This is a genomic window from Capnocytophaga bilenii (assembly GCF_017565765.1).
Lineage (GTDB): Bacteria > Bacteroidota > Bacteroidia > Flavobacteriales > Flavobacteriaceae > Capnocytophaga > Capnocytophaga bilenii.
This window is the reverse complement of record NZ_JAGDYP010000011.1, coordinates 26813-42106: the sequence shown is the minus strand read 5'-3', so window position 1 is coordinate 42106 and position 15294 is coordinate 26813. Positions and strand designations below refer to the sequence as shown.

Genomic DNA, 15294 nt, shown 5'->3' with positions numbered 1-15294 from the left:
TTTTATTTGATTAAGAAGGTTTTAAGTTTTTCCTTATCTCCATTAAATACGTTGAAATCTATTTTCACTTTAGCACCTGGGGTAATACCATTTTCGGTAAATTGCCAAAACTGCCATTTAAAAACGTGAGTAGGGATAGCTACATTATTGTAATTGGCTACCCACAGAGGATAGTCCCCAAACATTGAATACAAATGTTCTTCGTAAAAATTGATATAAGTGTAAAGAATCGGTTTTCGCTGAAAATGTTTTTCTACCAAGTCCAGCCAAGTTTGTATATCTTTTAAAAATTGTACTACCGATTTTTCTTTAGGCAATTGCTCTACATCAATGATAGGAAGCAAATCACCCTTTTCTAATGGAGCGTTATTGATATACGAATTAGCTTGTTTTACAGGGTCTTCATCGGGGCGGTAGTAGTGGTAGGCACCGCGTATCAAGTTGTGTTTTTTGGCTTCTACCCAAAAATGAGCAAAGTTTTTATCAGTAGTTTGGTTGCCCATTGTAGCTCTAAAGACAGCAAATTGCAAAGGGTATTTAGCCCTTTTATCTGTAATATAAAGGCTATCCCATTGTATTTCATCACGTTCTTGGTAGTGGGAGAGGTCTATCCCAAATATTTTATCGCTATGCAGAGTAATGATACGGGCAATGCGTTCGTTTTCGTATAGAGTATTAGTTTTGCTATAAAAAAGTTTGTTGAGTATTTTTTGGTAATAAGTAGGATAATAAGCTCGCAAGTAGAATGTGCCAGCCATTAAGAGTGCTATTAGCAATACAAAAAATAGCAGCAAATACTTCAGTACTGCCGATAATTTCTTTTTTTTAGGAGTATGGTATGTGGTGGGTTTTCTTCTTGTTTTTTTCAGTGTATTTTGTTTTTTTCTCAATGTTACTGACGGTTATGGTTATAGGAGTTTTATAATTAATAATCAATTTTGTAGTATGATAATCCAAAAACTTGAGGCAGTCCAAAAAGTCTTTAGTACAATTGTGCCACACAGAGCCTGTCCAAAAAGTCTTTAATAGTACTACTTCGGCATTTCCTCCCTTTTGAAAAGGGTAGTAGGGGGGATGTTAATAATTATAGAACTGATAATCAAATACTTTTAGCATTAAAACTTTTCAGCCTCCCTCAAGTATTGGTGATAAGAGGGTTATTTTATAGGAGTTTTGGGCAGTGTTACTTCACCTGGGTCTTTCCAAAGCCCGTCTTTGATAGCGCGTTTTTTAGCAGCTTCAGCACGTTTTTCGCTATCGGGGTGTGAGCTCATCATCTTTTGAAATTTGCTTTGTGTATCTCCCTTTGAAAGTAATGCCAACTTTTTGAAGGCAGTATAAACTGCAACTACGTCATAACCGTGTTTTTTCATAAAGTTATAAGCGTATTCATCGGCTTGTGATTCTTGTTTTTTGCTGTGTGAAGCTCCCAAGATACCTTCAGCCATTTCTCCAAGTTCGGTATCACTGAGTTTTCGTACGCTTTCCGAAGCGGCTGCACCTGCATCTTGCAGTGCTGCACGGGTGTAGGCTGCTTTAATAGCATCTTTAGTGTCTTCGTTTTTCACGTGTCCTATTTCGTGCCCAATGATAGCCAATAGCTCATCATCAGTCATCAAATCCATCAATGACGAGAATACACGCACACTGCCATCGGCACAAGCAAAAGCGTTGATATCTACTACGTTATATACTTTGTAGTTTAGGGTAAGCCCATCTTCGCTTTTATGTTTGCCAAATAGGCGATTAAGCCTTTTGGTATAAGCATTTTTGCTGTCGGTAACAGGGTTGTGAGCATCCATCCATTCTACAGATTCTTTAGAGAGCTTTATAGCATCTTCATTGCTAAAAGTGAGTGCTTTAGCTCCTTTTACTGCAGCACTTGCAGCTTTGGTAAGGTTAATTTTTTGAGCTTGTGCGCCACCCCAGCAAGCTATTGCCAAGGCAACAGTAATAATTATTTTTTTCATATTAGTTTATTTTTTAATTATGGCACAAATGTAAGAATTTTATTTTGAATAGCCAAATTTATTTTCCAGCCAGCTCGCCTATTTTCCTTTGTTGAAAATAAAGAATTGCAAAGGTATTGTATGAGGTAGATAAAACATTGAACATTAAACATTATTTTGTATCTTTGCACCCAGATTATAATTCAAAATTCATAACTCAGAATAAAATGCTTATTATAGGAATTACAGGAGGTACAGGCTGTGGTAAAACTACAGTTGTAAATCAGATTGTTAATGAACTTTCTGCTGAAGATGTTACAGTTATTTCACAGGATTCGTATTATAAAGATCTTTCGCATCTTACCTTTGAACAGCGTACACAAATAAATTTTGACCATCCTAATTCTATTGATTTTGATCTTCTTAAAGAGCATCTTCTTGCACTAAAAGCAGGAAAAACTATTGATACTCCTACTTATTCATTTGTAGAGCACAATCGTACCAAAGAAACTGTGCTGGTCAAGCCTACTAATGTGGTGATTGTTGAGGGGATACTTATTTTTTCTCACCCTGATATTCGCGATTTGTTCAATATCAAAATATTTGTTCACGCCGATTCTGACGAGCGTCTGATTCGCCGCATCAAGCGTGATATTACCGAGCGAGGTCGTGATGTAGAAGAGGTGCTCAATCGTTATCAAAACACGCTTAAGCCTATGCATATGCAGTTTATTGAACCTATGAAGGAGTTTGCCGATATTATAATCCCTAATAATCGCTACAATACAGTTGCGATTGATATTATTAAAACGATTGTTCATAACCGAGTGTATCAAAAATGAAAAGAAAGACTATAGATTTTCTCAAATCGCTCTTATATGGTTACCGTTTATATCTTACGGTGCTCTTCTTTTTTATGATTATTATGATTTTTATAGGCTCTGGCTCATTTCTTGCGCATCACGAATACGATAAAGAGATTGAGAAGCTAAACAAGCAAAAACAATTCTTACAAAAGGAGATTGAAGTAGATAGAAAACAATTGGAGGAGCTTTATACTGAAGAAGGTAAAGAAAAATTAGGGCGCGAAGCCTATTATCTAAAACACGATGACGAAGAAGTGTTTATTATTGAATATGACACTATTAATTAGTCAATAGGCAATAGCGCATTAATACAGCATTTCTACTTCTTTTAGTCGGAATGCTTTCTCTCCACTTTCGGTAGCTATTATTAGCCTGCCATTAGCAGCTACACCTTTAATGATTCCCATAAAAATTTCTCCTTCAGGCAAACGAAAGGTAGCTACTTTTTCCAGCCCAAATAGCAATGCCTCATATTCAGGGTACACTTGCTCAAAATCCATTGGCTGTAGTAAAGTTTCTTCCAAGGCGCGCATTACTTCTTCCAATACTTTTTTTACTTCTAGGGTGTGTCCTGTAATTTTTGCCAATGACGATGCTTTGGGTAAGCCTTCAAAATTAGTTTGATTTACATTCAGCCCTATTCCTATTACACTCTTTATAATCTGTTGCCCTTGTATTATATTTTCTATCAAAATACCCCCTATTTTCTTCCGTGTTATTACAATATCATTAGGCCATTTTATGTTTATTTCCTCAGCAATTCCCAAAGTTTTTAGAGCTTTTACTACGGCTATGGGTACTAACATATTCAATACAAATCCGCGTTCAATCATCAAGTTTTCAGGCGTAAAGAGAGTACTGAAAGTTAGGTTTATATGAGGGGCACTTTGCCATTTAGCGCCATATTGTCCCACACCTGCCGTTTGTATGGGGGTAAATACCGTCAAAAAATTTGGCAACAACGCACCGCTGTGCACCAAGTCCTTCAGGTAACGATTGGTAGAGTCGGTAGAAGAGAGTGTGATAAGTTTCATTTAAAACTGAAAATAAATAAAAGGCTGTGCATCACTGCTGGCAGTAGCATATACTACCCAAAATACAAGCGCTATAATCACAGCTTTAAAGGTAATAGGCATACTGTTAAACAAGTTCTTAAGCTGTTCGTTCATATTAGCAGGGAAAAAATGCCATATATAGCCTATTGCCATTAGTAGGCAAACGTTTTCATATCCTAATACAATAGCTTTCCACTTTTCAAAATCCCAACTAAGCTCACTAATATTATTCATAATGGTAAGAGCAATGTCAAAATCTTTTGCTCGGAAAAATATCCAGCAAAAAGCCACAAAATGAAAAGTAAGCAGGATAAAAAAGGCACTGCTACAGCGCTGCCATAAAGTTGTTTTTTTGTTGTCTTTTTTACCAAAATATTCGGTAAATGTTTTGTGTATGGCAAGTGCCAAGCCGTGTAGCGCACCCCATATAATAAATCGCAAGTTAGCACCGTGCCATAAGCCCCCCAGCAACATTGTTGTCATTTGGTTGAAATGGCTTCGCACGGCTTTTTTTCGGTCTTTTGCTACTATTATAGCTATTACAAATAGCAAAAATGCTCCCGTTACAATATATAGAGGCAAATTATTGGTAGGCAGCATCCTAAAAGCCCAAATAAAGCTTGCTATAAAAAATATAGTAGGGAAAAAGTACCCCCAAAAAGTACCCTTTCGGTTACCTCCTACCGAAAAATATAAATAATCTTTTAGCCACGTAGATAGTGAAATATGCCACCTACGCCAAAATTCAGTGATATTTTGCGATTGGTAAGGAGTACGAAAGTTCGTAGGTAGCGTAAAACCCATTAGCAAAGCAAGCCCTATTGCCATATCCGAATACCCTGAAAAATCACAATATATCTGTAACGTATAGCCGTATACCGCCAATAAGTTCTCAATAGCGCTATAATTATTAGGAGCTTCAAACACTCTATCCACAAAGTTTAGTGAAATATAGTCCGAAATCACCGCCTTCTTTAGCAAACCGCCTATAATTAGAAATAAAGCCAAAGAGGTTTCTTCTTTTGTTAGGCTTATTTTCTTGTATATCTGCGGAATAAAATCTTTAGCACGCACTATAGGACCTGCTACCAATTGAGGAAAAAAGCACACAAAAAACGTAAAATCCAAGAAACTTTTTGCAGGAGTTATCTCACGTCTATACACATCAATTGTGTAGCTCATTGTCTGGAAAGTATAGAATGAAATCCCTACAGGTAGGAATATATCCTGTAAGGCAAAGTTGCTACTCAGTATAGCATTAAAGCTATCAATCAAGAAGTTAGTATATTTAAAATATCCCAATAACCCAAGGTTCGTAACCATACTAATGGCTAAGAACAGCTTCCGCCTTGCAGGGTTTTCACTTTTGTGTATTTCGCCAGCAAAATAATAATCCATTAGCGAAGATAGTATCAAAAGTACAAAGTAATTACCTCCAGCTTTATAGTAAAAAAACAGTGAAAATAGCGTTACGTACACCGTACGAAAATGCGAATGTTTGCGCGTAACGATATATACCGCATAAAAAACTAAAAAAAGCCCTAAAAATAACCCACTACTGAATAATAATGGGTTGTTTTTATGATAAGTAAACCAATCGGTTATTTGCTGATATGTAAGTCCGTTAAAGTATTCCCACCACTCTGTGGCAATGGCTGCTGTGTTCAATTCAGATAAGGTTTTAAAGGTAGTTTAGACTGTTTTTTGTAAAGTAAGTAGTTACTGATAAATGCGTTGTAAAACAAGTCGCCTTGCACCAAATAGCCTGAGCGAGTGTAATGCACTCGGTCATTGGCAATTAAGTGATCGTCTATAAAGTGATCCATTGCCTCGCTACCGCCCAATGCGCGATATAAATCAAATACGCTGTAGTTCCCTCGTACCGATTTGCCTATAAGAGCATCAGCATATTCCCCACATAGCGGATTAGGGTTCTTGCGCTTATATAGCGAAGGAGGTGGAGTCGTAAAGAGTATTGGGCAATTGCCGTAATGAGCACGTACTTCAGCTATAAATTTTGCTACTTGTGTATTATAACGCTCAGCGGTCATACGCCCAAAGGTTTCATTAGTCCCCAGCGAAATAATCAATAAGTCTGGCTCTAAAGCCTTTATTTGTTCAAAAAAACGAGCAGACTTGTTGTAGTCCGAAAAATGAGCCCCATTCACCCCTATAGTGTGATAGATGATGCCATTGTTCTTATTTTCCAATACTATCCCGTCAAGCGTAAAAGCATCACTTTCGTTATTGGGGGTTAAGTAAATCTTTTCCGAGCTGTCTAAGTTGTCATACATATAGTAGTTATACAATGTATTGCCGTCCAATATCGTAGCATTACTCATATCCACTTTAGTAGCTACATTGTTTTCTGCTGCTTTAGTACCCACTTTTAGCACCTGTCCTACACGTATTCCCCCCGATTGCAAATGGTTAAGTTTCTTCAATTGTTCTACAGTAGAATGGTACTTTCGCGAAATGCTGTATAGCGTTTCTCCCTTGCTTACTTTGTGAGTGATGCTCTTAGCTGTAGAATGCTTCAAAGGCGTAACTTTCCCTACATTAGTAGCCAGTTCAAATAGCCGCTGGTTATCAGGAGTGATAATCTTCACAGTATTAAAAGCATATTCTTTATTCTTTAAGTTCAGTTCAATCACAAAATTCTTCTTATTGGTCGATAGCGCATACCCCGTAATACCCGTTTGTGGTGAAGTTTTCTCCCCATTCCAAATAATATTTGATGAGAATGACACATTCCTACCTCCGTTAGTCTTTAGTAGCGAATATGGGAATACCAACCCCAGCCCAGCATTGCCAAAGTTCTCTTGCAGCTTGTTGCGTACAAGGTTTGTCATTACATCAGCCTGTATGTGCGAATCCCCTATATGTACGATGTTTATTTTCCTATCGTGAAATGTATCCAAGCTCATCAGTTTCTCAAAAAAAGGATTCAGAGCTGTAGGATTGTACAAGTTATCAAAAGCCTCAGGCGCAGGGTTATCCTCTTCGTCTCTGTCGTTGTTTGCTGCTTCAGCCAGTGCATCCTTATTCGCAGCCTTTATAGGGTCATTATGCGGTTTTGCATTAGCCAAGTTGATAGCTGTAGAGTAATTTACACTCAAGTAAGCTCCTACCGTCATAGTAAATACCCCTAAAGCTAAAAGTTTCTTTAATACATTTATTTTCATTAGTTGTTTTGTTATTTTCTTTATTATTACAAGCGGACTTTTATTTGTTGTTTTTCTGATATTGGGCGTGATACTCCTCCATCAGTTTGTTGTAAAGTAAGTGAGCTACCTTTTTAGCCCCTTTAGCATTGAAGTGCGTGTAGTCCTTGCTCGCAAGCGAAGGAGTAGCCTCTACCCATTCTTTCATACTACCCTCGCCCCCCATTAGCTCATATAAGTTGATAAACCCACACTTTGTGTCTTTAGCAAAAGCCTCTTGTGCTTTAGCCAAAGGAACTACAGCCCTATTGGTTTTCATCACCCCATCTATTTTACTCGATTTATCAGCTGTCGAGATGATAAGTACCGAAGCATTCGGAAAACAAGCTCTTATTTGATTTACTACCTTCGTCATACCCTTTTTGTAAAAAGAATAATCCAACGAACCATAGTTTAGCACATTAGCTCCAAAGTGAAGCACTATAAGGTCATAACCGCCCAACGCACTATCAAACCGATTCATCAGTTCAGGACTAAAAAGCGTAATAGGCAAGCCCGAATTCCCCCTGCTCGAAAAATTATCTACATACACCCCTTGGTTTTGCCCCGAACTAACACCGTAAAAAGGAATACTATCTGCTTGATAGAAAGTCATTTTTACACCCTTAGTAGTAAGTCCATCAGTTAGCGACAACACATTTAGCGGCTTATCCGCATTTAGCGGTTTCACCACCTTCACAGTGTCGTTATATACAATTTCCACTTTAGCTTCTTTGTTCAACGAACGCCCGTAATACAATTGCGGAGCGTATAACATACTGATATGCGGCTGATTAGATGCCTTATATTGCAACCAGCTATTATTGCTTTGCACAAAGAACACCTGCCCACTCACCCCAAACGGGCGACTTGGTTTCTTTACATTCACATACGATTGTGTTCGCCAAGTATTTGAATAACTATGCCACACACTCGCCCGTGATTTTGCTGACTCCGAGGCTATGGGTAAAAAACCAATACCTTCACCTCCAAAAGCATTCTGAAAAAGCAACCGCAAGTCCTGCACTATCAAATCACCATCAGTCATCGAATCACCGTAATAACCAATGCGAATATGTCCCTGATGAGTAGTTTCCAATTGTTTCAACTTTTTAAAAAAGCCAAACAAATACTGTTCAGTTGTATGCAATTTTTTAGCTGTAGCTAGCGAATCAGCAGCCTCACCCAAAACCTTGTCTATTTCATTACCTGCCATAGCCTCAATCATCAAACTATCGGCTACAATATTGCTACCCGTATGTTTATTTTCAGGAAAAATACGGTTGGGCAAAAAAGTTTTAAAAGCCATAAAAATAGCTGTAGCCAACAGAGCAATAAAGAGAGCTTGTTTGAAATAGTTCTTATTCACGAGTAATTTAGTTTGCTTTCAACGTGCAAAAATATAAAACTTTTTTCAAATAGCAAAAAAAAATTAACACATACCACCAAAATCCACCCTCCCATTCCTCGATTGCCCGTGTGCCATACACTTTGGCAAACTCTGAAAGTTTGCTAAAGTTTTTTTACCCCCCCAATTCAAAATTCAGAATTCAAAATTCACCGAAGCTTCACCGAAGGATCAGCGAAGGAAAGTCGGCGAGCTGGCGCAGCTGAGTATGTGACGAAGGATAAGCGAAGGATAAGCGAATGATAAGCGAATGATAAGGGGAAGATAAGGGGAAGATAAGGAGAAGATAAGGGGAAGATAAGGAGAAGATAAGGGGAAGATAAGGAGAAGATAAGCGAAGGAAAGTCGGCGCAGCCGAGTATGTGACGAAGGATAAAAGCCTGTGCGGCTCGCACCGAGCTGGCGCAGCCGAGTATGTGACGAAAAGGATGAGCGACAGCACCTTAATTTTCTCCTAATTTTGTGCGTTTGGATTAAAGTCCTAATCCCTAATTTCCGTATTTCAAAAAAAAGAACTACTTTTGTACGCTGAAAAAACAAGCACAATATGATAACAGTACATAATCTCACAAAAGTATATAACCAGCAAACAGCCGTTAATCACATTGATTTTCAGCTCCATAACGGAGAAATAACAGGATTTTTAGGTCCAAATGGCGCAGGAAAAACTACCACTATGAAGATGCTCACAGGTGCACTCACCCCCACTGAAGGCTCTATTACTATTGATGGGATAGATATAATTAAAAACCCCATAAAAGCACAACGTACTATAGGCTATTTGCCCGAACACAATCCCCTGTACACAGAAATGTATGTGCGTGAATACTTGCAATTTACTGCCAATTTATACCCCGCAGTGCCACGCAATAGGGTAGAGGAGGTCATCGCTCTCACAGGTTTGTTACCCGAAAGTAATAAAAAAATAGAAGCATTATCCAAAGGCTATCGCCAACGGGTGGGGCTGGCTTCAGCACTCATTCACGACCCTAAAGTTTTAATTTTAGATGAACCCACTACAGGTCTGGATCCTAATCAGTTAGTAGAAATAAGAAATATTGTAAAAGAACTCGGAAAACACAAAACCGTATTGCTCTCATCGCATATTATGCAAGAAATACAAGCCGTTGCCAGCCGCGTTATTGTATTGCATAAAGGCAATATTGTCCTCGATAAAAATATGACCGAGCTGCAAGGCAACCAACAAATCATAGAGGTAGCTTTTGATTACAGAGTAGAAGAACGCCTATTGCGCCAATTGCCCTCTGTAGTTGCTGTCAGCAATGTATATGACTTTTTCTACCAGCTGCAATTTGATACCCATAACGATATGCGCCCCGCAGTGTTTGATTTTGCCAAAGAAAACGGACTTAAAATACTACAGATAAACCACAAACACAAAGATTTAGAACAAATATTTGCCGAACTCACTAAAAATTAACAAAAAACATTTGTTATTTGCACAAAAAAGGGTTACCTTTGCCGATGAATTTTCCAATAGAAAAACAAAATGAGGTGACAATAAGCTAATAAATAATTAGCAATTTGATAACCAGTGTTTTATTGATAAATATTATAGCTTTAGTTTAATCTTTTTACAATGTGTAATACTCAAAAAAGCTTGATATGATAAAAAAAATACTCTTTCTATCTTTAGTACTATCCCTTATTGTAGGTTGCGATACCCCTTTCTACTTTGGTAGTAAAGACTTTCAAACTCCTTTTGAACGTTCCGAAGGTACTAAAAGCGCTACCTATGATGAGGTAATAGATTTCTATAAGCGTCTATCTAGCGAATTTAGCACTATCTCTCTCCGCACTGTAGAACAAACCGATAGCGGCGTACCACTGCATTTAGTAATCTACAGCCCCGATGCCGAGTTCAATCTCAATAAATATCAAGAAGAACGTACCATCGTTTTTATCAATAATGCTACTTATGGCAATGATACCGATGGAGTTGATGCTACAATGCTATTATTCCGTAACTTAGCTCAAAACGAAATAAAACTCTCCGAAAATGTGATAGTTGTAGCAATCCCTGTCTACAACATAGGAGCACTACAAGGCAAAAACTATCGTAAAACAATTACGAACTATGATTTGAATCTTGATGTAATCAAAAACGATACCCAAAACGCGCTTTCCTTTGCCAAAATATTCCAAATGGTGCACCCCGATGTCTTTATAGATAATTACACTCACTACACAGCTGCCGACTATCAGTATGTGCTCACCTACACTACCTCACAAACCGATAAGTTAGGTAACTATTTAGGTACTTATTTACGCGAACAACTACTCACCAAAGTATCCGATTCTCTACTAAAACGACAAGAAGACTTCCAAAAAATAGCTGATTCATTATTAAAACGGCAAAAAGACCTCCTAAGTGGTAAAAATGAACAAAAAATAGCTCAAAAATCATTCAAACCGAAACGTATTTTGATGAATGATACCATAACACCTCCCTTTTGGCGTATTTTTCCCGAAGAAACACCTCATTCTCCTGTCCAAGCGATTGATTATGCTACCCTATACGATTGTATGGGTATCCGTATTAATACTCACGTAAAGAAACCCTATAGGCAACGAGTAGAAGCCAATTACGAAATGATGAAAACAATTGTAGAGGTAGCCGATAGAGATTATGCCTATATCAAACAACTCAAAATAAAACAAAAAGAAAGCAACGAAGCTCAAAAAAATTACGCATTCTCTTGGGCTATTGATAGTACCCAATGTGTTAATTTGCCTTTCTATACCTACGAAATTGATACAATTACTGAGGTGGTACATTTGAATCATCAAAAGCCTCTAGTACAAGAAGTAGCATTTTACAACCGCTATAAGCCTACCAAAAGTATTACCATACCACAATCTTATATAGTGCCTAAAGTTTTCCAAAAAGTAATAGATAGACTCAAGGCTAACAATGTGCAAATGACAATGATAGATAAGGATACACTGATGAGCGTAGTGCGCTATAAAATAGAGAGTTTCAAAACACTCTCTTCACCCGTAGAAGGGCATTATTGGCACTACGATACTCACGTAATTGCCGATACTACCCGAGTACAATTGTACAAAGGCGACTATCAAGTTCCTCTATCACAACCTGCCGCAAAGTACCTCTTAGAAGTTTTAGAACCCGAAGCCCCCGATTCGTTCTTTAATTGGAACTTTTTTGACAATATCCTTACCCCTGCTGAAGAGGACAGCCTTTATAGTCCTAAACCTATTTACCCTATTTATAGAAAGCTTTAGCGAGGCTTACAATACCAAATAACATTGATGAACATTTTATATTATGAAGTTTTTATTATTGATTTTAGCAGCATTGCCCTTGGCTAGTACAGCACAAACACTAAAGGTAATGACCTACAATATCCGCTATGATAATCCTTCCGATGGAGTAAATGCTTGGACGGACGGCAATCGCAAAGAGAAGGTTTTTACTGTGATAAACGACAATAACCCTGATATTTTTGGGGTACAAGAGGCTTTAGCACACCAAGTAGAAGCCTTAGAGCAGCACTTTCCCAGTTACCAGCGCCAAGGGGTAGGACGTGATGACGGAAAGGCTGCTGGCGAACACGCTGCTATCTTTTTCAAAAAAGAACGTTTCAAGCTATTAGATAGCGGTAATTTTTGGCTTTCACAAACCCCCGATGTTCCTTCAAAAGGTTGGGACGCTACTTGCTGTAATCGTATTTGCTCGTGGGTAAAACTGCAAGACCAGCGTGCAGTCTTTTGGGTGTTCAACCTCCATTTCGACCACGAAGGGCGTGAAGCACAACAACGCAGCGCCGACTTGGTTTTGCAAAAAATAAAACAAATAGCCAAAAAAGGAAAAATAATTCTAATGGGTGATTTCAACCTGCCAACTGAAGATGTGGCTGTACAAAAAATAGCTAGCCAACTTTATGATACCCAGCTATCACCCACCAACGCTACCCCTGCAATGGGCACTTTTAACCAGTTTAAAACAGACGAACCCCTGCGTGGGCATATCGACTTTATCTTTGTAAGCAAAAAAATAAAAGTACGCAACTATCAAATTATAACTACACGCATTGATGGCCTCTATCCCTCTGACCATCTGCCTGTAATAACTACTTTAGAACTAAATTAATAGCACTGTTAATATGAAAGAATTTTTATCGGAACGTATCAATGCAATGGAAGCTTCAGCAACCCTTGCTATGGCAGCCAAAACGCGCGAGCTTAAAGCGCAAGGCAAAGATATTATAGGCTTGAGCTTAGGTGAGCCCGATTTTAATATCCCTGATTTTATCAAAGAGGCAGCTGTAGAGGCTATACACCAAAATTATAGCAAATACACGCCTGTAGATGGGTATTTAGAACTGCGCGAGGCTATTTGCGAAAAACTATTGCGCGATAACCACTTGCACTACAAGCCTTCGCAAATAGTAGTCTCTACAGGGGCTAAACAGTGCTTGGCAAATGTCGCTCTGGCTATGATAAATCCCGGTGATGAGGTGGTATTCCCTGCCCCTTATTGGGTAAGTTATAAAGAAATAGCCAAAATGGCAGGAGGTATACCTGTTGAAGTGCCTACTACTATAGAAAACGACTTTAAAATTACACCTACTCAGTTAGAAAAAGCAATTACTCCTAAGACCAAAATGGTGTGGTTCAACTCACCTAATAACCCTAGTGGCTCAGTATATAGCAAAGAAGAGTTGGAAGCCCTCGCTGTAGTGTTACGCAAATACCCTAATATCTTTATTTTATCAGATGAGATTTATGAGTATATCAACTTTACAGGCAACTATACAAGTATGGCTGAAATAGATGGCTTATACGACCGTACAATTACCGTAAACGGACTCTCAAAGGCATTTGCTATGACGGGTTGGCGTATAGGCTATTTGGCTGCTCCTGAATGGATTGCCAAAGCTTGCAACAAAGTGCAAGGACAGGTAACCAGCGGTACCAATGCCATTGCTCAACGCGCCTCTATCGTGGCACTTCGTGCTCCTAAAAGCAAAATACAGTATATGATAGATGAGTTTTTAAAACGCCGTAATTTAGTGTTGCAACTCTTAGGCGAAATAGAAGGACTGAAACTAAATGTACCCGAAGGAGCATTCTATGTTTTTCCCGATGTATCTTCGTTCTTTGGGAAAACATTACGTGGGCGCACTATCAATAATGCCTCCGATTTTTCGTTGTATTTGCTTGAAGAAGCAGGGGTAGCTACCGTTACTGGGGAAGCTTTTGGCGACCCTAAATGCATTAGGCTTTCCTATGCAGCTTCGGAAGAAGAATTGCGAAAGGCTATTGCTCGTATCAAAGAAAGTTTGCAGGGTTAATTAAAAATATTACCTTTGCAGCCTGAAACAATAAAAATATTCAACAAAAAAAGTTATGGCAATTAGTGATAACCGAACTATCAAATACCTAAAATCTTTTTACCTTCGTGATTATTTAACCATCTTTATGGGGTTGGTGGCTTACGCCTTAGGGGTAACAGGATTTTTGGTGCCTTCAAAAATAGTAACAGGCGGCTTGGCAGGGGTCTGCTTGATGATTAACTATAAATTGGGGATAAAATTAGCTCTTTCGTATTGGATTATCAATATAATATTGTTGCTGATAGGACTAAAAGCGGTAAGCAGACAATTTACGTACCGCACCCTCGTGTCTATTTCTATTTTATCGGCTTTTCTTTGGGTAGGACAATTGTATTTAACACCTTATTTTGCGGAACACCCTCCATTGAGCGGCGACTTTCTGAACGTGATTATGGGCGGATTGTTGTGCGGTACAGGTTTAGGGCTCGTGTATTCTGCCAATGGTAGTACAGGGGGTACGGATATTATTGGTTTTGTGGTTACTAAATATTATAGTATCAGTATAGCACGTATTCTTTTGGTAGTAGATGTATGTATCGTGATTTCTTCATATTTTATTTTAGAACATAAAGAAGATACGCTCGAAAAAACAATCTACGGACTTATCTTACTACCGCTGATGTGGCAAATGGTGGAAATTGTGATTAATGGTGCGCGCCAGTCGGTGCAGTTATTTATTTTCTCAAAGCATTATGACGAGATTGCAACTCATATCAATACCGAACTGAAACGAGGCTGTACAGTGATAGACGGGATAGGCTGGTACTCCAAATCATCACAAAAAATAGTGATAGTAATCGCAAGGCGTACAGAGGCTACTTCTATCTTTAGACTAGTACGCAGTATAGACCCTTCCGCTTTTGTAACCAAAACCAATGTTATGGGAGTTTATGGGAACGGCTTTGATAAACTAAAATAATTTTTTTGGAGAAATAAAAAAAAATAGTACATTTGCACATTCAATATTAAGAACGATGATCCAAAGAATACAAACTGTTTATTTGCTATTGGTGGCTGTAGTAGGCATACTCACATTTTTTTTAGATGTAGAGTGGCTTAAATTGTTGCTATTTGCAGCTTCAGCTATATTGGCAATCTATACAATTTTAAAATACAAAAAAAGACGTTTTCAGCTATTGTTGAATTGGCTGAACATACTTATAAATGTTACTTTATTAGGGGTATTTGTATATCGTATGCTAAATTCATCTGGAGAACTTGTTTCTGAGAAAGGTGTTGGGCTCTTTGTACCTGTGCTTTCTATCGTTTTCTTGTTTTTAGCCAATAAGGCTATCTTACGGGACGAAAGACTTGTAAAATCAGCAGACCGATTGCGATAAACCTATAATCTTAGTAGTGTTGTGCGTTAAAAAAATCCTAAGTTATGAAACTTAGGATTTTTTTATTATCTTTGCCAAAAATTTAACAACAA

The 15294-nt window shown here is 38.2% G+C and carries 13 protein-coding genes and 1 pseudogene; 8 read left to right on the top strand and 6 right to left on the bottom strand.

All coding sequences use genetic code 11. The annotated features are described in order from the left end of the window. Positions 1–2: 2 nt before the first annotated feature. Together J4N46_RS11620 and J4N46_RS11615 are read right to left on the bottom strand one after the other, a co-directional pair. Positions 3–869: a glycoside hydrolase family 25 protein gene (locus J4N46_RS11620; RefSeq protein WP_034557149.1), complete on the bottom strand. Its 867-nt coding sequence runs from the start codon at positions 867–869 to the stop codon at positions 3–5. 288 nt (positions 870–1157) lie between these two features. Beyond that, positions 1158–1970, bottom strand: a complete 813-nt coding sequence (locus J4N46_RS11615; protein WP_208059433.1) for a M48 family metallopeptidase — start codon at positions 1968–1970, stop codon at positions 1158–1160. Positions 1971–2176: 206 nt separating this feature from the next. On the opposite strand from J4N46_RS11615, the gene udk reads away from it, so the two are divergent. Next, a complete protein-coding gene (gene udk, locus J4N46_RS11610) occupies positions 2177–2791 on the top strand; it encodes a uridine kinase (RefSeq protein WP_034557153.1) in 615 nt (204 codons plus the stop codon). Continuing rightward, positions 2788–3102 (top strand): DUF5320 domain-containing protein, encoded by a 315-nt coding sequence (locus tag J4N46_RS11605; RefSeq protein ID WP_009415870.1) that lies wholly within the window; start codon positions 2788–2790, stop codon positions 3100–3102. The genes udk and J4N46_RS11605 overlap by 4 nt, the downstream gene beginning before the upstream one ends. A gap of 18 nt (positions 3103–3120) precedes the next feature. Here J4N46_RS11605 and J4N46_RS11600 read toward each other — a convergent pair whose 3' ends face one another. From J4N46_RS11600 to J4N46_RS11585, 4 genes and pseudogenes are all read right to left on the bottom strand, one after another. Beyond that, a complete protein-coding gene (locus J4N46_RS11600) occupies positions 3121–3849 on the bottom strand; it encodes a biotin--[acetyl-CoA-carboxylase] ligase (RefSeq protein WP_208059432.1) in 729 nt (242 codons plus the stop codon). After that, positions 3850–5538: an MBOAT family O-acyltransferase gene (locus J4N46_RS11595; RefSeq protein WP_208059431.1), complete on the bottom strand. Its 1689-nt coding sequence runs from the start codon at positions 5536–5538 to the stop codon at positions 3850–3852. Continuing rightward, positions 5535–7055 carry a LysM peptidoglycan-binding domain-containing protein gene (locus J4N46_RS11590; protein ID WP_009415873.1) on the bottom strand — a complete coding sequence of 507 codons (1521 nt, stop codon included), beginning with the start codon at positions 7053–7055 and terminating at the stop codon, positions 5535–5537. Before J4N46_RS11590 ends, J4N46_RS11595 begins: the two co-directional genes overlap by 4 nt. Positions 7056–7098: 43 nt before the next feature. Continuing rightward, a pseudogene (locus J4N46_RS11585) lies at positions 7099–8442 on the bottom strand (GDSL-type esterase/lipase family protein); the annotation flags it as partial. 586 nt (positions 8443–9028) lie between these two features. On the opposite strand from J4N46_RS11585, the gene gldA reads away from it, so the two are divergent. The 6 genes from gldA (at position 9029) to J4N46_RS11555 (ending at position 15202) form a co-directional block, all read left to right on the top strand. After that, positions 9029–9922 (top strand): gliding motility-associated ABC transporter ATP-binding subunit GldA, encoded by an 894-nt coding sequence (gene gldA / locus J4N46_RS11580; protein ID WP_009415876.1) that lies wholly within the window; start codon positions 9029–9031, stop codon positions 9920–9922. Positions 9923–10107: 185 nt separating this feature from the next. Beyond that, positions 10108–11748 carry a M14 family metallopeptidase gene (locus tag J4N46_RS11575; protein WP_208059429.1) on the top strand — a complete coding sequence of 547 codons (1641 nt, stop codon included), beginning with the start codon at positions 10108–10110 and terminating at the stop codon, positions 11746–11748. Positions 11749–11791: 43 nt separating this feature from the next. Beyond that, a complete protein-coding gene (locus tag J4N46_RS11570; RefSeq protein WP_208059428.1) occupies positions 11792–12616 on the top strand; it encodes an endonuclease/exonuclease/phosphatase family protein in 825 nt (274 codons plus the stop codon). Positions 12617–12629: 13 nt separating this feature from the next. Beyond that, positions 12630–13820: a pyridoxal phosphate-dependent aminotransferase gene (locus J4N46_RS11565; protein WP_208059427.1), complete on the top strand. Its 1191-nt coding sequence runs from the start codon at positions 12630–12632 to the stop codon at positions 13818–13820. A 55-nt stretch (positions 13821–13875) separates the two neighbouring features. Then, positions 13876–14781 carry a YitT family protein gene (locus tag J4N46_RS11560; protein WP_208059426.1) on the top strand — a complete coding sequence of 302 codons (906 nt, stop codon included), beginning with the start codon at positions 13876–13878 and terminating at the stop codon, positions 14779–14781. A gap of 55 nt (positions 14782–14836) precedes the next feature. Continuing rightward, a complete protein-coding gene (locus tag J4N46_RS11555; RefSeq protein WP_208059425.1) occupies positions 14837–15202 on the top strand; it encodes a DUF4293 domain-containing protein in 366 nt (121 codons plus the stop codon). Positions 15203–15294 lie beyond the last annotated feature (92 nt).